Annotated in this window: 17 protein-coding genes and 1 tRNA gene; 6 read left to right on the top strand and 12 right to left on the bottom strand. The window is 70.7% G+C overall.

Going from position 1 to position 18,378, the window contains the following annotated elements; genetic code table 11:
• Positions 1 to 286 precede the first annotated feature (286 nt).
• The 4 genes from ABZ664_RS10975 to ABZ664_RS10960 all read right to left on the bottom strand — a co-directional run bounded on the left by ABZ664_RS10975 (position 287) and on the right by ABZ664_RS10960 (position 2,666).
• Positions 287 to 481 (bottom strand): hypothetical protein, encoded by a 195-nt coding sequence (locus tag ABZ664_RS10975; RefSeq protein ID WP_350947031.1) that lies wholly within the window; start codon positions 479 to 481, stop codon positions 287 to 289.
• Between the two features lie 6 nt (positions 482 to 487).
• Positions 488 to 1,315: a hypothetical protein gene (locus ABZ664_RS10970; protein ID WP_362506441.1), complete on the bottom strand. Its 828-nt coding sequence runs from the start codon at positions 1,313 to 1,315 to the stop codon at positions 488 to 490.
• A gap of 5 nt (positions 1,316 to 1,320) precedes the next feature.
• A complete protein-coding gene (locus ABZ664_RS10965) occupies positions 1,321 to 2,028 on the bottom strand; it encodes a hypothetical protein (RefSeq protein ID WP_362506439.1) in 708 nt (235 codons plus the stop codon).
• Between the two features lie 194 nt (positions 2,029 to 2,222).
• Positions 2,223 to 2,666: a hypothetical protein gene (locus ABZ664_RS10960; protein WP_362506436.1), complete on the bottom strand. Its 444-nt coding sequence runs from the start codon at positions 2,664 to 2,666 to the stop codon at positions 2,223 to 2,225.
• A 114-nt stretch (positions 2,667 to 2,780) separates the two neighbouring features.
• Between ABZ664_RS10960 and ABZ664_RS10955 the strand changes: the two genes are divergently transcribed.
• Positions 2,781 to 2,857: transfer RNA gene (locus tag ABZ664_RS10955), tRNA-Pro, on the top strand.
• Between the two features lie 109 nt (positions 2,858 to 2,966).
• Here the strand turns inward: ABZ664_RS10955 and ABZ664_RS10950 are convergent.
• From ABZ664_RS10950 to ABZ664_RS10915, 8 genes are all read right to left on the bottom strand, one after another.
• Positions 2,967 to 3,299, bottom strand: a complete 333-nt coding sequence (locus ABZ664_RS10950) for a hypothetical protein (protein WP_362506433.1) — start codon at positions 3,297 to 3,299, stop codon at positions 2,967 to 2,969.
• 428 nt (positions 3,300 to 3,727) lie between these two features.
• Positions 3,728 to 4,771 (bottom strand): thiopeptide maturation pyridine synthase, encoded by a 1,044-nt coding sequence (locus ABZ664_RS10945; RefSeq protein WP_362506430.1) that lies wholly within the window; start codon positions 4,769 to 4,771, stop codon positions 3,728 to 3,730.
• A 5-nt stretch (positions 4,772 to 4,776) separates the two neighbouring features.
• Entirely contained in the window at positions 4,777 to 5,607 is an 831-nt protein-coding gene (locus tag ABZ664_RS10940) for a lantibiotic dehydratase C-terminal domain-containing protein (RefSeq protein WP_362506427.1), read from the bottom strand.
• On the bottom strand, positions 5,604 to 7,790 hold the full coding sequence (locus tag ABZ664_RS10935) for a lantibiotic dehydratase (protein ID WP_362506424.1): 2,187 nt from the start codon (positions 7,788 to 7,790) through the stop codon (positions 5,604 to 5,606). Before ABZ664_RS10935 ends, ABZ664_RS10940 begins: the two co-directional genes overlap by 4 nt.
• Before the next feature lie 86 nt (positions 7,791 to 7,876).
• The gene (locus tag ABZ664_RS10930; protein ID WP_362506421.1) at positions 7,877 to 8,050 is read right to left on the bottom strand and encodes a hypothetical protein; all 174 of its coding nucleotides are present in this window, start codon (positions 8,048 to 8,050) and stop codon (positions 7,877 to 7,879) included.
• 24 nt (positions 8,051 to 8,074) lie between these two features.
• Complete coding sequence (locus ABZ664_RS10925; protein WP_362506418.1) at positions 8,075 to 9,370, bottom strand: hypothetical protein; 1,296 nt, start codon at positions 9,368 to 9,370, stop codon at positions 8,075 to 8,077.
• 41 nt (positions 9,371 to 9,411) lie between these two features.
• Positions 9,412 to 11,223: a TOMM precursor leader peptide-binding protein gene (locus ABZ664_RS10920; RefSeq protein ID WP_362506415.1), complete on the bottom strand. Its 1,812-nt coding sequence runs from the start codon at positions 11,221 to 11,223 to the stop codon at positions 9,412 to 9,414.
• On the bottom strand, positions 11,220 to 12,626 hold the full coding sequence (locus ABZ664_RS10915) for a hypothetical protein (RefSeq protein ID WP_362506412.1): 1,407 nt from the start codon (positions 12,624 to 12,626) through the stop codon (positions 11,220 to 11,222). The genes ABZ664_RS10920 and ABZ664_RS10915 overlap by 4 nt, the downstream gene beginning before the upstream one ends.
• A gap of 779 nt (positions 12,627 to 13,405) precedes the next feature.
• Between ABZ664_RS10915 and ABZ664_RS10910 the strand changes: the two genes are divergently transcribed.
• From ABZ664_RS10910 to ABZ664_RS10890, 5 genes are all read left to right on the top strand, one after another.
• Positions 13,406 to 13,858, top strand: a complete 453-nt coding sequence (locus tag ABZ664_RS10910; RefSeq protein ID WP_362506409.1) for a PASTA domain-containing protein — start codon at positions 13,406 to 13,408, stop codon at positions 13,856 to 13,858.
• 241 nt (positions 13,859 to 14,099) lie between these two features.
• Positions 14,100 to 14,480 (top strand): hypothetical protein, encoded by a 381-nt coding sequence (locus tag ABZ664_RS10905; RefSeq protein ID WP_362506406.1) that lies wholly within the window; start codon positions 14,100 to 14,102, stop codon positions 14,478 to 14,480.
• Between the two features lie 516 nt (positions 14,481 to 14,996).
• Positions 14,997 to 15,338 (top strand): TraR/DksA C4-type zinc finger protein, encoded by a 342-nt coding sequence (locus ABZ664_RS10900; protein WP_362506403.1) that lies wholly within the window; start codon positions 14,997 to 14,999, stop codon positions 15,336 to 15,338.
• Positions 15,339 to 15,393: 55 nt separating this feature from the next.
• On the top strand, positions 15,394 to 16,962 hold the full coding sequence (locus ABZ664_RS10895; RefSeq protein WP_362506400.1) for a helix-turn-helix domain-containing protein: 1,569 nt from the start codon (positions 15,394 to 15,396) through the stop codon (positions 16,960 to 16,962).
• A gap of 150 nt (positions 16,963 to 17,112) precedes the next feature.
• The gene (locus tag ABZ664_RS10890) at positions 17,113 to 18,357 is read left to right on the top strand and encodes an FAD-dependent oxidoreductase (RefSeq protein ID WP_362506397.1); all 1,245 of its coding nucleotides are present in this window, start codon (positions 17,113 to 17,115) and stop codon (positions 18,355 to 18,357) included.
• The last annotated feature ends 21 nt before the right edge of the window (positions 18,358 to 18,378 follow it).

The raw sequence follows: 18,378 nt of genomic DNA, 5'->3' as shown, positions 1-18,378 counted from the left end.
TGGGGCGGGCGCCCCCCGGGGGGGGTGGGGGGGGGCTTCGGGGCCCACCACCGCCGCCCACCGGTTTTCCCGCACCGTTCTTCCTTCGCCGGCGCGAGGCGCGTACCAACGCCATCGACGTCGGTTTCCTCATGCCCCGATGCCTGTGAGGCCTTCCCCACGGCCGAAGGAGACCAGGACAGTCGAAAAGGGCCCCGTCCATATGGGCGGGGCCCTTCCTTCGGTGACCGTGTTCCCGATTCTCGGAGCAGGCTCTCCCCGGGTGCGGGGCGGCCGGCTGAGGGGTCTAGCGCCTACGGCGCCAGCCGCCTCCACCCCCGCCGGTCCGCGGACCGGCCGAGCCGATCCCGGCCTGGTGCAGCGCCAGGAGCAGGAGTCCGAGAAGCAGGAAGCCTGTCCCGCTGATCGGGCCGAGTCTGGTGTTGATCAGGTCGAGCAGGAATCCAAGGCCGAAAACGACGGCGGCGGCGATTGCGAGCATGGTTGGTCACCTCGTCCCAGCGGAGATGTTCAGGAGCTGCTCCAAGGTCGCGCGGTAGTCACGCAGAGCGGTCCGGAGATCTTCGGTGTCGTTCTTCTCGGTGTTCTTCCAACGCCCCTGGAGTTCGGTGGCCCGGGTCTCCAGCGCGTTCCTGAGGGAACTCGTGACCTCGTCGAGGAGGGAGTCGGCCCGTTCCACCGCGTCACGCGGGTCGTCCACGAAACCGGCCTGGACCTCCTGCCAGCGCCGCCGTACGTCGTCGGCGTCCTGGTCGAACAGAGCCCCGGCCGTGGTGGGCGCGGTGGCGGCGGGCGTCTGGTCGGTCCGCTCGGCGTCGGTGAAGCCCGTACCCTCGTCGAGCACGTCGTCCGGCCGGTCCGGGGTGCTCCCGGGGAGATCGGAGACGACGGGGGAGTCCGCGCCCGGCACGGAGTCGTACGCGCCGGTGCCGGTCACCGGCGTACCCGGGGTGGTGGCGGAGGGCTGCGCGTGGGCGAACGGGCTGTCGTTCCTGCCGTCGCCGTCGAGGTCACCCCGCACGCCGTCGTTCGCCACGTCGCGCCGGTCGTCGTCGAACGAGGTGTCCGATCCGGCGGCGGTGGCGTGCCGCTCGTCGCTCGATTCGACGACGAGAACGTCGTCGCGGTCACTGATCAGCGGGTCGCGCGTCCCGGTGTCCGGGTCGAGGGAAGAGGTGCCCGTGCGGTCGGCGTCCCCGTGGTGCGGCTCCCGGAACTCGGGGGCGACCTCCTCGCCGTGGCGCGGGGTGTTCAGGTCGTCCTCGTCGGCCTTGTGGACCAGCCGGTCCTTGTCCGTGCTGAATCGGTCGTTCATTCGGGTCACCGTCCTTGGGGGTCGCGTCGAGGGGCTCGCTCGGGGTCGTCGATGGTCTCGGGCTGGGTGGAGTCCGTGTGCCGGGCGTCCCGGTCGGCGGGAATCGTGGCGTCCCGGTCGGCGGTCTCGGTCCGCCGGGAGTTCCGGTCGCCGTTGACCGAGGTTTCCGGGGTCGAGGTGCCGGGGGCCGCGAGCAACTCCTCGAACAGGGCGCGGTAGTGGACCATGGCCTGCCGGAGCTCCTCGGTGGAGGCCTCCTTGCGGGCGGCCCGCGTGCTGATCTCGTGAGCCTGCCGGTAGTGGTCGAGGGTGCGGCCGTGTGCGACCGAGAGGTCGGAGAGCCGCTGCTCGAAGTCCTCGGTCGGGTAGCCCCGCTCCGCCATCACGGAGGTGACCAGGTGGTCGGCCTCCGTCACCGCGAAGCCGGGAGCGTCCACGAAACGCTCCTGGACCTCCATCCACTTCTTCGCATAGATCTCGCGCGTTCCGGCGTCCAGGGCGCGGATGTCGAGGGAGCTGAAGCGCTGCTCGCGGGCGATGAGTTCCTGCTCGGCATCGCGCCGGTTCTCGCGCTCCTGCACGGTACGTTCGTATTCGGGGCCGAAACGGTCGCGAAGCCGGTGTCGGCGTTGCTGCTGCATCACGAAATAGCCGACTGCGGCGATCGCCACCACCGCGACCACGATGACGGCCACCCAGATCACGGTGGACATGTCTGCCTCCGGTCGTGTAGGCGCTTGTACCCGTGCGCTGCCCTAGGGTCAAGGCTCGAAACCGGTTGCCAACATCTCTGGCGTGCCACTATTTAGACTTAATTTGATGTTTTACCGCGATTTTTCGGGTATTGACCGTTCCTTTGCGGAGTTTCTGATCGTGGCCCTCCCCGCCTCCGACCGGTTCTCGGCCCTCACTCCTCCGCGTGATCCTCGGCGGCGCCGACGGCCTTCCTGGCCTCGTTCAGCGTCCTCTCGACGAGCCAGTCCCCGGGAGAGGCGGGAACCTCCAGAAACCCCCGCCCCGGCTCGTACGAGATGTCCATCCCGGAGGCGACCAGCCGCCCGGCCCAGCGCAGCGCCGTGTTCAGCTTCTCGGCCGGGATCACCCGGCCCTGCGCCACGGAGGAGAGATTCCGCAGGTTCGTCGCGGGCCCGGACTGGTTGTGCGCGCGGTCCAGCTTCCACGGGATGGCCCGCGAGTGGTCGAGCATCGGCTTCGAGAGACCTGCCACCCGCTTCGCCTGCAAGATCCCCGACTCGCTCACCCCGAACCGCGCGGCCAGCTCCGCGTTAGACAACCCCTGCCCGGCCAGCCGCCGCAACTCCTTCTGGTCGATCAACGCCTTACGCCCCACGGTGCCCCTCGCCCTTCGCGCGATCGCCTGCCCTCGTGGGCGTCGCCGTGTGCGAAGCCCCCTCGATCTGCGCTAAGGTTATGACGTCCCGCCCGAGAGGGCGAAGGACAAGACCGGGACGTAGCGCAGCTTGGTAGCGCACTTGACTGGGGGTCAAGGGGTCGCAGGTTCAAATCCTGTCGTCCCGACCAGGTTTTTGCTGGTCGGCAAGGGTGTCACCCGAAAGGGAGACACCCTTTCTTCATTAGCCGAGTGTCCGGCCGGCGAGTGATCTTAGTTGTCTTGCAGAGACTGATGAAGTCATGTCACAGCCATCTGGGCGGCGGACCTGGTGAGCGACGGGTCGAACTCGCCGACATTGCCGTCATGCTCCAACGCGATCATGGTGTTCCCTACCCGAATGATCACAATGTCGATCGCGACCATCATTCCCGCCGGCAGCAGGCCACGGGTGCGGTACCCGCGACGGGTGAACTCGCTCCCGAGATCCTCCGGCGAGAGGAGGGCCGCCTTGAGTGGATCAGGAGACCTCAGGGCAGACGACTTCTCGGCCGGAGCGGGACTTGGCACCAGCAGCGATCCAGCTAAGACGGTCGCCAGAAGAAACGAACACCTAGTGATCACCCCAGCCACCCTAGATGCACCCTTCTCAACAATGGGAGGGGCACCTATAGCGATCCAGCAACGATCATCGTCGGCGCACAACCCGATCGGTGATCATTTGGTGTTGTCGGTTTGTAGCGCGTGTTTTCCGCGACTGCCCGGAGTGCGCGGTGGAGTTGGAGGCGGGCCAGCGCGGCATCGACCAGGCGGCCTAGGTCGCCCAGTTCGTGCAGCATCCGGCAGCGCGCAGCGTCCCCTTCCAAGAGCGAGGCGTACGTGGCGACCACGCTGTCGTGGCTGGGAGATTCTTCGGCCGCCGATCACTGAGTGACCAACCGGGTGACAACGACATCGTCACGGGGCGGCGGATCGAGGCCGGCCGCGTGAGGGCCTGCCGGCCGGTGATCCGTCCCGCTAGCCGAGGGCTTGACGCGCTCCCCGGCCTGAAGGCCGGAGCCCTAGCCCGCATTTCGGTAGCGGCGCATCGACTCCAGGCCGGAGACGCCGTAGACCTCCTCGACCGCGTTCGCGAGCAGGTGGCAGGTGCGGAAGCGGTCGAGCGGGGTCAGGCCGAGCCTCGTCAGGTGCAGGTAGGTGTAGTTGAGCACCACCCGGTAGCGCAGGAAGTCGGGGCGGGTGAACATGTCGCGGCGGTAGTCGGGGGTGCCGAACATCAGGGTGTGCAGTTCGCCCCTCGTTTCGGCCGGGGCGTCGTCCATGGTCGGCAGCAGGTGCACCACGCGGTCGGCCCTCGCGCGGTAGGTCTCCACGAGCGCCGCCCACTCCCGGACGAACGGGCTGTCCCCGTCCGCGTCGATGGTGTCCACGACCTGCCTGACCCGTTGGGTGAGCTGGGCGCGGCGGGAGTCGTACACCTCGTCGAAGGAGCGCCGGGCGGCCTCTGGGTCCTTGGTCCACGGGAGGAAGCCCTCGGCGTGCACCCGGAACGACAGGTAGCTGCGTTTGATCGGGTGGGAGGTGTGCGCGACCGTCAGCAGCAGGGCCATGGCCAGGTCCGACTTGGTGTTGTGGCCGTCGCGGCAGTGGTCGAGCATCGTGAACAGGAGCGGGGTGCTGTCGCTGTAGAACGCGGTGAGCAGGTCGACGGCCTCGTCGCCGCCCAGGACGTGGCGGCGGTCGTCGAACGGGAACTCGACGATCGAGTTGTCGGCGGGCCACGGGGTGAGCGGGCCGTTTTCCTGCTCGCGCGCGGCCATGAGGCGGTGTCGCGCCAGGCTCTCGGCCTGGTCCACCACGTATGTCGACGGGTGGTCGCGTAACCATCCGCCGACGACCGCGTCGATGCGGGGGCGCACCTCCTCCTGCCACATTCGCAGGTCGGTCTTGACGTTGATGCGCAGGTGGGGGCCCTGCCGCCAGTGGCGCACCACGTACGCCGCCTCGACATGGTCGCGGATGTCGGCCAGCAGGGGCCGGACGGCGTCGAGGAGCAGCGGGTCCTTGTCCGGCTCGTGGTAGAAGACGTGGACGCTGTGCCACATGGCGGTCACCTCCGCAGTGCGGCCAGCGCGCGGGCCGCGAGGGTCGAGATGTGCGATTCCAGGTCGGGGCGCAGGCCGATCCGGTTGTGGAACAGGTGGGCGCAGCGCAGCAGCACGCGGGCCCGTTGTGCGTCGTCGCCGATGACGGCCAGGTGGGCGTGGGCGGAGCCCGCGTCGCCGGTCGTCATCGGGAGGCTCGCGGCCAGGTCGTTGATCGAGGCGGCCCAGGTGCCGAGCAGGCCGGGACCGTCCTTCAGGTGCCAGAGGCGTTCGGTCTGGGTGACCAGCGCGGCCGGGAGGTCGCCGGGGTCGTGCGGGGGCAGGCGGCGGGCCGCTTCGGCGAGGTCGGGCTGGCAGGCGGCCATCGTCAGGGTGAGCACGGCGAGGCCGACGGCGGTCCTGCGTTCCATCGCGGGCGCGCCGTGGAGGACGTCGAGCGCGAGGGAGCTGGAGATGCCGAAATGTCTTTCGACGGCGGGCATGTTTCCGTAGACGCGCTCCTCCGGCTCGTACGGGATGAACACCGCGCTGCCGGGCGGATGGAGGGTCGGGTCGTAACTCTCGCGGCGTTCCCCTTGCGCGAGCACGGCCGCCAGCCGCCGGTAGGCCGGGGCGTCGACGGCGGGCGACGGGTGGTCGGCGAACCACCGGGCGGCTCGGGCCCTGATCTCGTCGCGGGGCACCCCTTTCAGGCGCAGCCGCACGTGGGGGCCCGACTCCCAGTAGCGCAGGTAGAAGGAGGCCGTCGCCGACCGGGCCAGCGGGGTGACGACGTCGCGGATCAGGTCGTCGAGGTCGCCGGTGTGGAACAGGTGGGCGCTCTGCCAGGGGGTCACGGGGCGCTCAACTGGATGACGTACTCGGTGACGCGCGGGCCGCCGGGGTAAACGGGGGCGTCCTCGGGGACGGGCAGGGCCTCCTCGACGACCATCAGGGCGTCGGGGTTCCCTGCTGCGTGGCGCAGGCCGGCGAGCAGGAAGGGGTCGGTGACGTCGACGTACATGGGCTTGCGGTGTTTGCCGAGCAGGCCCGCGAGCAGGCCGTCGCGCAGGTCCAGGACCCGGGCGAAGAAACGCCGTGGCATGCCGTGGTCGCGCAACCACGACGCCAGCGCGGGCAGGCCGCCCGAAGGGAAGTCGGCGGCGCGCAGCCGCCAGCACTCGCGGGCCAGCGTGACCATGCCCAGGTCGAGGCGGGGCAGGTGGTCGATCCGGCCGCGCGGCGGCACCGGGCCGGGCCGCAACACCCAGCCGGGCACCATCGCGACCGACGGTTCGCCGAAGACCCTGACCAGGAACTGCAACCACGGCGGCAACCAGTGCTGGGCGGTCATGCCCAGGTGCATCGGGCGCAACTTCTCGCCGTCGGCCCACAACGCCAGCCGGGAACCGTCGAGCCGCACCGTCAACGCCGAGGGGTGCAGACCTCCACCCGTGGTGTACGGGTAGTCGATCGTCACATCGGCCGTGGGGGTGCGGAGGTTCAGGCCGCTGCCGAGGGCGCCGGTGACCTCGGCGATCCTGATGTCGCGTTGCGGGGCCCGCAGCGCCGACACGTCCGGGGCGTGGCCGATCCTGCGCAGCTGGTGGTGGAGACGGGACAGCCCTTTCCCGTAACCGGCGGTGACGGTGTTGACGACCAGGCGGCCCTCCGGGAGCGCCTGGGCGTAGACGCAGATCGAACCCGGGGCGCGAAACCGGTCGTCGTCGGGGGGCTCGCCGGTCCGCAGGAAACGTTCGCGCAGGTCCGCGTGGCCGGGACCGGCCGCGAAGACATCGCGGACCAGGTCGCGCAGCGGGCCGGGGTCGCTGTGGACGGCGCGGTAGAAGCTCATGACGGGGACGGCGGCGCCGGGGCCGTACCGGAGCAGGAAGAAGTCGGCGGCGGCCAGTTTCACCGGGAGGTCGCCGTCGAACAGGGCCAGCCCCTTCCGCAGCCGGTTGAGGTCGTCGAGCGCCGGGCACCACGCCTCCCGGCCGCACCGGCCCGCGTCGCCGGGGATGACGGCGTTGTGCCAGAACAGATTCCGCTCCGGGATCTCCCTCGGGGTGAGCAGGTCGCGGATCACCTTCGCGTCCTGCTCGACGCCCAGCTTGGTCAGCGGGTCGTCGTCGTGTTCGCCGTACGGCGGCACGAGCTCTACCAGCCCGATGTCGGCCAGCGCCCTGGCCGGTTCGGCGAGCGCCGCCTTCACCGGCTCGGTCGCGGGCACGCTGAGCAGCGGTTCCGTCGCGGTCGGGCCGAGGAACCAGATGCGGCCGTCCTCCTCGAACGCGGTCGGGTTGACCCGCGTCTCCGCGGCCTCCGCGTGCCGCGACAACGTCATCCAGAGCGGGCGCAACACGGCGCGGTCGAGGTCGACGACCTCCCGCCACGTCAGGTCGGCGGGTGGGGCGGACATGGGGCCGTCGTCGGTCCAGGTGCCGAAACCGCTCCACGCGAACGTCGCGTAGGGGCTGGTCTTCATGGTGGCGCGGGCCAGGTAGCGGGCCAGTTTGACCGCCTCCTGGCGCGACGGGGACGTGCGCGCGGCCAGGATCGGGCTGCCGAGTTCGAGCCCTCGGCGGAAGGTCGCGTCCTCGGCCAGTACGCGCAGGAGCTCGGCCTTCTCCCGCTGTTCGGTCTCGTAGACGGCGGGCAGGTCGGCTGCCAGCCTGTCGTGGAGGTCCTTGAGGGCGATCCAGGCGAGGACCCGTACCCGCAGCTCCTCGGGGAGGGCGGCGAGCACCTCCGGCTCGGTCGCCCGCCGGTCAGGGCGGCGGCCTCGGAAGAGATCGCGGCGCAGCGCCACCAGGACCGGCTTGAACACGCCCGCGCCGATCACCTCGTGCAGGGGGCCGGACATCGCCCGGCCCTCGTCAGCCAGCGTGCGGGCGACCTCGAGCAGCTCGTCGACGAGCCTCCATGTGCGCTCACACCGCAACTGCCGCAACCCGTCGGCGGGCAACCCGGCCACCCGGATGGCGAAAGTCGGCGCCACGACGTAATCTCGGTCGGCGGGCTGGGCTGTTCGCGACAAGGACACTCCTTCATCCCGTGGCCGAGGGCGCCCGTGCCGTGGGCGCCCTCGGCGTTTAGTGGGAACGTGCTACCAGCGGGGGCCTACTACGCCTCCGGCGCCCAGCAGCTGTTCGCCTGCATGTACGACGAGCAGTAGCCCATCGCCGACGAGGCGCCCGTCTCGATGGCGCCGTGGCCCTCCATCACGATCGAGTCGGCCGACAGGACGTCGATCGCCTCGACCTCAAGGCCGGACAGGTCCAGGGGGAGCTTGTTCATGACGTTTCTCCTTCTCTTTGTCTTTCACTGATCGGTGTGTTCCGGACGTGCCTTCGAACCTCCTTCCTGCGGATCGGGGAACCGGAGAACCAGGTCTGGCCCCCGGGACCTGGGGACGCCGACGAGCAGGGACGACAGGCTCCGCGCCGGGCCCGTCAGGCCCAGGACACGGTCCGTCGCCTCGTCGGCGCAGTCGGAGTGGATACGGGAGGTGAGGCCCAGCGCGGCGGCGGCCAGCGTCGCCCGCTGCAGCGACGCGCCGATCTCCACGAGCTGGTCACGATGGTCGCGCGCGGTGCCCGCCAGGGGGTCGCCCACGAGGACGATCACCGCGGCGGCTGTCTTCAGGGCCTCCCGGGTGTTCGCCACGAGGGGGGCCGCGCCCAGTTCCTCCAGCGGTGCGGCACGGACCCGTCGGAGGACGCCGTCGTAGTGATAGGCGGCCCTCGGGAGGCCGTCGACGCGCAAGGCCAGCAGGTAGAGGTCCAGGCCGGGGCAGACGGTCAGGTCGGCTATCGCGACGATCTCCGTCAGCGGGACGGGCGCCGGGCGGAAACCGTCGATGGGGGAGTGGCGCGCGCGCAGACCGTCGCGGAGATCCACCACTTCGGCCGCAACCCGGATGCTCTGTTCCGGTGGGCTCGGACGCCTCGCCCGCGTGGTGGCTTCCGCAGCCTGGTGCAGGTCGCGGGCCGCGCCCGGAGGAAACGGCAGGGGGAGAGGCAGGGCCTCCCGTGGCAGGTCGCCGGAGTTCCGCGGGGCGTCGGCGGGCTCCGGCGGAAGGATCCGTTCGTACGGCTCCACGTGCAGGACGGCCAGCGGGGATTCGCGGGTTTTGTCCAGACCGAGTAGGGCGTCGTCGGCGTCGCCGGGGGTGACGGTCAGGCCCAGGGTGGCGGCGACCACCTCCGCCTGGGTGCGCAGGACGCCGATCTCCTGGCAGATCAGGCGGTAGGCGTAGTCGCCGTACTTGAACATGGAACGCCAGAAGACCGCCGTGAGGCAGATCCGCGCCGGGCCGTGGTCACCCGTGCGCAGCACCTCCAGGACCTCGTGGACCGGGTCGTAGTGGAACAGCCCGTCCGGGCAGGCGACATAGGCCTCGATCGGATATAAGCCTCCCCCGGAGGGCGCCGGACGGCCCGGGATCGCCATCGGGCCCGCGTCCGTGTGCCGCCAGATCACGCGGGTGATGCCGAGCATGCCCCGGAGCAGCGCGTCCAGCGGGTGCCGTGGGTCGACCCATTCGGCCGACGGGTAGCGTTTGTGCCGGAGCGGCGCCAGGTCCCACCGGATGTCGAGCGGCCCGCGATCCGCCATCGCCGCCACGTAAAGTGCTGCCGCGTCCGTCGTCGCGCGCCTCATGGGAACGGGTGCGGATAGGGGTTGAGATCGTCCACCGCGAGGTCGCGGTCGAGGTAGCCGATCGCGCGGCCTCGTGTCAGCAGCCGGGGGAGCCCGTGCACCCGCCGGTGGTGGTGGCCGAACGTGATCGGCACCGCTCCCGGCACGATCACCTTCGCGCAGGCGAACCCGCCCATCGCCGCCTCGGGCGAGGTGGTGTCGACGGCGATCACGTCCATGCCACTGATCAGGAACCGGGCCACCAGGTCACGCAGGTCGTCGGTCAGGTCGTCGTGGGCCGGCCACTCCGGCAGCTCGCCGACCGTCAGCTCGGTGCCGTCCGGCAGGAATTCCAGCCGCTCGTACGCCTTCGGGTGCCCGTACACCATCGGGTGGTGCTCCAGCAGGCGCACCTCGTCGGAGTCGGCCACCAGCCGGGCCGCCTCGCTCTCGTCATAACGGGCGACGTGATTGGCGAGCATCGGGCCCAGCTCGTCCAGGGCCCGGCGCAGGGCCCGTTCGGGGTCGAGGTGTGCGGCGCCGCCGCACATCGCCTTCGGCCGGTCCGGCCGTCCCGACCGGTCGACGGCGGTGATCCAGAAGACCGGCAATCCCTGTTCGAGGGTGACCACGTGGGCGTGGACGTCGTAGCCGAGCCGGTCGCCGATCCGCTGGGCGGTCATCGGGACGCGCCGGTCGCGCGCCGAACGCAGATCGACCCGGGGGAGCGGGAGGCGGGCGTACCAGGTGGTCAGGAAGGCGTCCCGTTCGGCGACCTCCAGCAGGCCGTAGAGGATCGCCTCCGCGAGCGACCCGCCGAGGGCGCAGCCGTTGGAACACTCGTAGGCGAAGCCCCGGTCGGGCCGGGGGCCGAAGTAGGCGAACGTCTCCGGCACCAGCACCGGCCCGCCCCGCTGGAACGAGTGGCCCCAGACCCAGGCGGTCTCTCGCGCCGGGTCGAACCGGGTGAACCAGAAACCGGGCCGTTCGTACCAGTCGTCGGGATACAACCCCAGGTGGCGCGGATCGAGCGCCTGGTCGGCGATGTCGTCGAACGCGGCCCTGACGGTGGTCCGGCGCCCGCGCGGCGAGAACCCGGCCAGCCGTTCGAGTGCCTCGGCGACGGCGGTCGCCTTCGCGGCGGGCACGTCCTCGCACCGCCCGAACCCGTGGTGGCTCTCGTGGGCGGCCCGCGCGGGGTTCAGTCGCGCCACGGCGACCGCGCCGTCCCGCGCGTCGGCGGCCACCGAGCGCACGACACCCGTCTCCGGGTCGACGTAGCGGCGTTCCAGGTCGGCGAGGTCGAGGGTGGCGACCCGGAAACCCGACACCTTCGGCTGCGGCGTGAAGACGAACGGGCGTGGCTCGTCGGGCGGCCGGTCGCCGCAGACCTCGCAGAACGGGTCGGGCAGGAACGGGTGGCGTTCCAGTGCGCCGGTCAGGACCGGCATCCGGAGCATCGCTCCGCTCGTCAGCGCGGCCGACGGGTCGGTCAGCAGGTTTTCGACCTCTTCGGCCACCAGTTCGCCGACCGTCCCGGCCACGAGGGAGGTGAGGAGGGCGGGGCGGTCGCGCAGACGTGTCTCGAAGTGCTCCCGGTTCCCGGCGCGCCGCCGCTCCACACAGGTAGGACAGCCCGGCCTGTCGGGGAAGACAGTGGGACCGATCACGACATGTCCTGCCTCGGTGTGTACGGGCAACCAAGGCGCCCCGTAACGCCGCCGCCCGATGTCGTCGGCGTCGCTGGCGACCACGACGACCCCGCCCGACCGCACCCGCGCCCTGATCGCTTCGAAGAGCCGCCCCGACCCCACCACGTCGGCGGTCACGGCGTCACCCGCGCCACGAACGCCGGCCCGTCGACGGGCGACGAGGCGGCGGTTCCGCCGATCGGATGTCCCTCGCTCGCCCACCGCACGGGTGGTTCGAGGCCGGTCTGCGCCCGCAGCAACACCCGCTCCAGCCCGTCGTGCAACCCGAGCGACACGATCGGCGGGCGGTCCGGTACCTCGAACCGCAACACCGCCGACCCCGGGATCTTCCGGACGACCGGCACCTCACCGGACGCCACGACCTGCCGCCAGAGCGGCCCGTCCTGCGGCACAAGCACCTCGTCCCCCGTCTCCAGCATCGCCGCCTCGGCTTCGAGCCGCTGCCGGTGGGCCGCGGAGACGGCGTCCTCCCAGGTCAGCCCCGCACCGAGGAAACCGTCGCCGGAGTCCGCCGCGAACACCGCCAGCAGACACCGCAACCGCGCCGTGTCGTGATCCGCGCCCCACCCGACGACCTCGCGGTCACCGACCAGCGCCCGCACGACGGAGAGCGGCCCCTGCGGATAGGCACCCTCGTCGAGAACCGCGATCATCCCCATCCGGGGGTCCACTAGATCACGACAAAGCGCGAAAAACCGGTCCCGAGCTCCCGCATCGTTCGAGGCATCGTGCCCATCGAACCCCGCCGCAACCGGAAGCTCCGGGCTTCCGTCACCGGCGTCGCGGTCCCCGCTGTCCGCCGACATCCGCGACGCGTGGGTGGCTCCGGACACCTCCGCCGGATCCCAGCGCAGTCCCGCGAAACGGTGGATCGTGCTCTCCAAACTGCGCAGATCAACGCGGGTGAACGCGCGCCGCGCCTCCGTGAGCCCCGTCATCGCCGAGAAGACCCCCAGGGCCACCTGGGACGCCAGCACGCGAGGGACCGCGCCGCGCAACCAGTCGCCCCGCGTCCCGTCGCGGAGGGACAACCGCCCCCACCCGGTGGCCGCGTCGGTCTCCCCGGGCGGTCCCGCGGAGGTCAGCCAGGCCTCGTCGTCGCAGATCAGCACCTGCGCGAGCACCACGTCGGCGGGGCAGGCGAGCGCCCCGGCCAGCAGTTCCTCACGGGAGGTGCTGACCTGCACCAGAACGTCCTCGCCCGAGGCCACCACCTCGCGCCAGCCCACCGACCGGAGGCACTCGACCAGCGCCGGGACCAGCACCCCGGTCCCCGTCACGCGCAGTGCCGAGTTCCGCACCCGGGCGAACCGCCCCGGGTGCCCGGCGAACGCGATCTCGGCCGCGTAGGTCTCCAGCTCCTCGGCGGACAACCCGTGAGCCGTAGCCCCGGTGTCGTCGACGACGAACCGCAGGTCGGCGAGCCGTCCGACCAGGCCGGTGACCAGGTCGCGCTGAGCCTCGGGCAAGCCCGAGGTCAGCTCGTCCAGGGTCAGGACCCCGTCGAGGCGTGGCGCCAATCGTTCCAGCAGGGCCAGCGCGTGGGGTCCACGCAGTGTAGCCGCCCCGTAATCCCCGTAAACATGAATCCCCCCGGGGAACTCGACCCACCGTACGTCAGCGCGTAGTCGGGGACGAAACATCTCCACATTTAGTGGGAGCGCTCCCATACGCCCATAATACCGTCGACCGATTTGCCCCGCAAGATCCATGTTTCAGGCATATGACATCTCATCACCCCTGGACGATTGGATTCGGGTGCTGATGTGGCCTTTTCCGGTGGTACGCAGCCCGTTCATTCGCCTGAGGAAATGGCATATCCGGAATCGGCGCGCCCAGGCATTGACAAAGCGACTCTGCCCGTCCTCTCCCTGGATATGAGCAGCTTTTCCGCCGGAATGGCCGCCCGCACCTTCTCGACGTGGGCGCGAAAAACCTCCAGGCAGTGGCACGGCCCTTCGGCCGCCCGCCGAACACCCGGTCGGCGATCGTCGCCCGCGCCGCCGAGTAGCACAGGGCGGATCCGTTACGGCGATTCCGCTGCGGTCCACCTTGGCGAGCAGGGCCTGATGAGTCTCGGTGGATTCTGTTATCTCCTACGCCCGATCTTGAGGGCGGATCGACGGTGCCCAGAGATCACCGGCACACCACCTCCCAGGACATGACCGGTGCCTCTGCCCTTTCGTGGTGAGTGGGGCGTCGCATCCTGGTACGCCAACAGAACGACGTTCACTGGTCAACCAGCAGGCCATCCGAACCGTCCTCACCTATCCGTCCACCACAACACAGGAGCGCCTGCATGAGAATCGCCGGTTCGATCGTGATCATCGCAGTCGTTGCCGCTCTCGCCGGGTGCGGGGCGGGTGCGAACACTGCGGCACCCGTCGTGACCGTCACCGCGCCGGCACCTGTGGAGAAGAGCCCCGAGCCGATCGAGCAGGACGACAAGGAGCCCACTCCCACCCTGATCGAGGAGACCGAGGAGACCGAGGAGAAAGAAGAGAAAGAAGAGAAAGAAGAGGCGGTGGAGAAGAAGGTCCTGCCGGACGTTGTCGGAATGAACCTGCAGGAGGGTCAGGACACCATGCAGGCCGCAGGCTTCTACATCCTGAACGACAAGGATGCCACCGGGCAAAACCGCTTCCAGGTGTATGACCGAAACTGGGTGGTGACCAAGCAGACGCCCGCTGCCGGCCGGAAGGTGGCGGTCGACACGCTGATCATTTTGTATGCGAAGAAGATCGGCGAGTAAGACGAGTAGTGCGGGGGCGCCCCTGTCTTCAGGGACGTCGTCGTGTTCGATCGCGATCAGCCGCCCCAAAGGCATACGAGGAATCGCTGGACGTCATGTCCTCCCTTGATGGCGGGGAGACACGGTCCCCGGGCGGGATGACCCCTCGCCCCGACTCGCCAGGTCTTGCCGGATTGCTCGCGGATCATGCGGCTGATGCCGTGAAATGTCTTTTCCGGTGGGGTGGGCTATGGTCGGCCGTATGACGGGGCCGTGGAGAACTCCACAGGGGTCCATCGCGTTCGTCGGCGTGATGGGCCTGGTTCTGTTGTCCCTGGTGCTGGTCGGCGCTTCGTGCAAGGCGAGCTACGGTAGCTCGACGGTTACGCAGAGTTCGGCCTCCGGCCCGGCGTGGGAGTCCGGCGGATGGGACGCCGACCTGTCCAGCCTGCCGCCGCAGCAGGCGGGCGAGGCCCGCGCGCATCACGTGTTGTCCCTGCGACCGCCCACGCGCGGCGAACGCCACTGCGAACTCGCACATCTGGTGCTGCTGCCATCGCCGGGCTCGGGCGCGGATACGCTGCGCGATCCTCAGCAACTGGCTCACCGCACCGCGGGATCGCGCAGCCCGCCGCTGACCTAGCCGATGTCTTCCCGTCGGGCTCTGTGGCCACGCGCTGCGGAGTCCGACAACGGCGCACCCAGTGCACCCCCGTACCCGTACCAGGCTTTTCCCTGGCGCCGGTCCGGGCGTGCCGCTGCGCCTTGAAGACGTCTCGCGACCGTCCCCTTGGCAGGAGAAGCGGCAGGCCCTCTTCGTCCGAAGCCGCCCTTTTGCGTTTGGGGCGCTTTCACCGTGCCGCCTTTCCTGTCGACGTCCGTCAGGAGCCGATCATCGTCATGGCCGTTGTCGCATCAGTCCACGCCCATCCGAGGCTGAAGCCTCCGCGCCGACCGCACGCCACCCTGAGGCTCCCGGCCGGCGCGGCGCCCCGGCCGCAGCACGCAACCGTCCGCGGTCTGATGCGGCCGTGCCCGCAGCCGGCCCTGGCGGCCGACCTCGCTCTGTCCGTCCGCTGACGCGCCGCGAAAGAAGCCCCGCCGAGGCCTTCTTCTCTCCAACACCTTCTTGACCCATCATGGAAAGGATCACATGATCATGACCGATAGTCACACGACATCACATCTCAGCAGTGTGCAGCTCCAGTCACTGCGCCAGGACCTGCTGGAGCAACTGGAGCAGCGCAGCAGGCACCTGCACGGCCTGCGGGTACAGGAGCAGGAAGGCAGCGGTGCCGACGGCACCTGGCAGGAACTGGTCGTCTCGATCACCGCTGCCGAGCGCGCCGTCGCGGAGCTGTCCCATGCCTGCGACAGACTGGCGACCGACGCCTACGGCCGCTGTGCCCACTGCGAGTCACCCATCCCGTTCGAACGGCTCAAGGTCCGGCCGCTGGCCCGCACCTGCATCGACTGCCAACGGCGGCACGAGGCCGCCTGACACCACGGAAGGGGGCGGAGCGGTCTGCCCCCTTTCCGACCACCCGGAGCTGAACATGATCACATTGGACCGTCTGGTGAACGTGCTCGGTGGGTACGGCGTGCGGCTGTACGGCCGTCCCGAGGCGCGCTCGGCGTGGCTGCGCAGTGTGGCGATACCGGACGCCGCCAACCATCACGTCGCAGGCGACGTGCTCCTCGCCGTCGGAGCCTCCTCGCTCGCCGAGGCGGTGCGGTGGGCGGCCGCCGACAAGGCCACAGCGGTCCTGGTACGCCCCCCTCGAACCGGCGACGAGAGTGGGAGCGGCGCGGACGTCGAGCGGGAGGCCGCCGCGATCGCCGACCGGTACGGAGTGGCCGTGTTGCTGGCCGACCCCGATGTCTCCTGGAGCCAGCTGGCCGGCGTGGTGTACGGGCTGGTGCTGGAGAGCCGCGAGACCGCCTCGGGACGCGGCCCCACCGACCTGTTCGCCCTCGCCGACAACCTGGCCGACGTCATCGGCGGTGCGGTGACCATCGAGGACCGGCACTCGCAGGTACTGGCCTACTCCCGCTCCCAGCAGGCGGGAGATCCGGCCCGGCTGGAGACCATTCTCGGGCGGCGGGTCCCGGAACGGCTGCGTGAGCTGTTCCGGCGACAGGAGGTTTTCACCCGCCTGGCGGCGACGAACGAACCGGTGTTCGTCCCCGCCGACGCCGGGCACGGCCTGACCGGGCGGATGGCGGTGGCGGTGCGGGCCGGCCGCGAGCTGCTCGGTTCGGTGTGGGTCAGCTGCGCCGAACCGCTGACGGGCGCCCGCCGCCGTGCGCTGGTCGACGGCGCGCGCACCGTAGCCCTGCATCTGCTGCGCTCCCGGGCCAGCGCCGACCTGGAGCGGCAGGTGGAGTCCGACCTGGTCATCCGACTGCTGGAGGGCAGCGCCGACGCCGCGACGGTGATCAGCCGGCTGGGCCTGGCCCCGCGGGAGATACGCGTCATCGCGGTCCGCGCCTACACCCCCGACGATCGTCACGCCGCGCTGTTGCTCGCCCTTGAGCAGGCCACCACAGGCTTCGGCTGGTCCCGGCCCGGGCGCAGCGCGCTGCTCGGCGACACCCTCTACACCATCCTGCCGGCCGAGCGGGCCGAGGCGGCCAGGCAGTGGATCGCGGGCCTGTGCTCCGAACTGCCCGCCCAGGTGCGTGTCATGGCCGGGATCGGCGCACCCGCCGAGGCGGCGGACCTGGCCGCGGGCCGACAGGAGGCCGACGAGTGCCTGGCGCTGCACGAGAGCGCCGAGCCCGGGGCCGTGCCGCCCGCCTACGACGAGTCCTGGGACGACATCCTGCTGCGGCGACTGCGCGCGGCCGCGCGCACCGGTCGGGCGCCGGCCCGCGGGCCGGTGAGCGCGCTGCTGCGGCACGACACCAGCCACGGCACGCACTTCGTCGCCACGCTGCGGGCCTGGCTGGAGAGCCAGGGCGATCTCACCCTGGCCGCCGAGCGACTCGGGGTGCACCCCAACACCGTCCGCAACCGGCTCCGCAAAATGGACGAGCTGAGTCCGCTGGACCTGTACGACGCCCGCCGGCGCCTGGCCATGACCATCATGCTGGCCGCGTTGGAGGACGAACCTCGCCGATGACCTGCTCAGGGCCTGTCACCGTTCCCGGCGTCGGCGTTGTACGGGATCCACAACGAGGGCGTCGCGATTGTGGCCCGCTCACAATGCCGCCGGTCACCGCTCCGGCCATCCTGGCAAGGACATCGACGTTCGTACTTGTTGGAGGTTGGCATGGTCGGCAACTGGCCACGATCGGTGATCGTGGTTGGCGCGGGCATCGTGGGTCTGTCGACCGCGTGGTTCCTGCAGGAGCGTGGCGTCCAGGTCGACGTGATCGACCGCGGCGGCGTGGCGGCCGGCGCGTCCTGGGGCAACGCCGGCTGGGTCGCGCCTGGCCTGGCCATCCCGCTCAACGAACCCGCCGTCCTGCGCTACGGCCTGCGCTCGCTGCTCAACCCGGCCGCGCCGCTGCACGTGCCCGCGACCCTCGATCCGGGCCTGTGGAGTTTCCTGGCCCGCTTCGCCGCCAACAGCCACTGGCGGTCGTGGACCCGCGCCGCGCGCGCCAACCTGCCGCTCAACGACGAATGCGTCGAGGCCTACGAGGTGCTCGCCGCCAACGGTGTGTCCGCACCCGTCATCGCGGCGCCGATCACCGCGGCGTTCCGTACGCCACGTCAGGCCGAAAGCCTGCTGCGCGAGCTGCGCAGGCTGCAGGCGGCCGGGCAGAAGGTCGATCACACCGTGCTGGACGGCGCTCGGCTGGCCGAGCATGCCCCGCTCGCCGGTGAGGCGTTGAAGGCGGGGGTGCGGATCGACGGCCAGCGCTACGTTGACCCGGGCGCCTTCGTGCACGCCCTGGGAAAGGCTGTCATGCGACGCGGCGCGACCGTGTACGCCGTCGAGGTCGACGAGGTGCGCACCGACGACAGGAAGGTGATCGTCCGCTCGGCCAAGGGCACCGTGCTGTCCGCCGACGCGGTGGTGCTGGCCACCGGTGCCTGGCTGCCCCGCCTGGCCCGGCAGTGGGGCGTGCGTGTCCCGGTGCGGGCCGGTCGCGGTTACTCCTTCACCGTTCCGGTCGATCATCCTGTCCCCGGCCCCATCTACCTGCCCGAGGAGCGGGTGGCGTGCACGCCGTACCGCGACGGGCTGCGGGTGGCGGGCACGATGGAGTTCCGCGACCCGGACGCCCCGCAGGTGCCCGCCCGGCTGGAGGCCCTCGTCGCCTCCGTCCGACCGCTTCTGCGGGGTGTGCGCTGGGAGGAGCGTACCGACGTCTGGGTGGGGCCCCGCCCCGTCACCCCGGACGGGCGGCCGCTCGTCGGCGCGACGGTGGCCCCCACCGTCTACGTGGCGGGTGGCCACGGCATGTGGGGCCTGGCCCACGGCCCGATCACGGGCAGGTTGCTGGCCGAGCAGATCACCACCGGCAAGCAGCCCGCCGCCCTGGTCGACCTCGACCCCCTTCGCTGACGCGGGTCGCGCACAGACCGT

This window comes from Streptosporangium sp. NPDC006930 (assembly GCF_040635605.1).
Taxonomy (GTDB): Bacteria; Actinomycetota; Actinomycetes; order Streptosporangiales; family Streptosporangiaceae; genus Streptosporangium.
Note: the sequence above shows the minus strand (reverse complement) of the source record. Positions and strands in the feature narration are given on the sequence as shown.

What these genes read in the sequence shown, in the direction of transcription:
- ABZ664_RS10905 (WP_362506406.1), top strand. Translation starts at nt 14,100, where the DNA reads ATGACGGGGCCGTGGAGAACTCCACAGGGGTCCATCGCGTTCGTCGGC.
- ABZ664_RS10900 (WP_362506403.1), top strand. Translation starts at nt 14,997, where the DNA reads ATGACCGATAGTCACACGACATCACATCTCAGCAGTGTGCAGCTCCAG.
- ABZ664_RS10895 (WP_362506400.1), top strand. Translation starts at nt 15,394, where the DNA reads ATGATCACATTGGACCGTCTGGTGAACGTGCTCGGTGGGTACGGCGTG.
- ABZ664_RS10970 (WP_362506441.1), bottom strand. Translation starts at nt 1,315, where the DNA reads ATGAACGACCGATTCAGCACGGACAAGGACCGGCTGGTCCACAAGGCC.
- ABZ664_RS10890 (WP_362506397.1), top strand. Translation starts at nt 17,113, where the DNA reads ATGGTCGGCAACTGGCCACGATCGGTGATCGTGGTTGGCGCGGGCATC.
- ABZ664_RS10930 (WP_362506421.1), bottom strand. Translation starts at nt 8,050, where the DNA reads ATGAACAAGCTCCCCCTGGACCTGTCCGGCCTTGAGGTCGAGGCGATC.
- ABZ664_RS10925 (WP_362506418.1), bottom strand. Translation starts at nt 9,370, where the DNA reads ATGGCGGATCGCGGGCCGCTCGACATCCGGTGGGACCTGGCGCCGCTC.
- ABZ664_RS10965 (WP_362506439.1), bottom strand. Translation starts at nt 2,028, where the DNA reads ATGTCCACCGTGATCTGGGTGGCCGTCATCGTGGTCGCGGTGGTGGCG.
- ABZ664_RS10910 (WP_362506409.1), top strand. Translation starts at nt 13,406, where the DNA reads ATGAGAATCGCCGGTTCGATCGTGATCATCGCAGTCGTTGCCGCTCTC.
- ABZ664_RS10975 (WP_350947031.1), bottom strand. Translation starts at nt 481, where the DNA reads ATGCTCGCAATCGCCGCCGCCGTCGTTTTCGGCCTTGGATTCCTGCTC.
- ABZ664_RS10945 (WP_362506430.1), bottom strand. Translation starts at nt 4,771, where the DNA reads ATGTGGCACAGCGTCCACGTCTTCTACCACGAGCCGGACAAGGACCCG.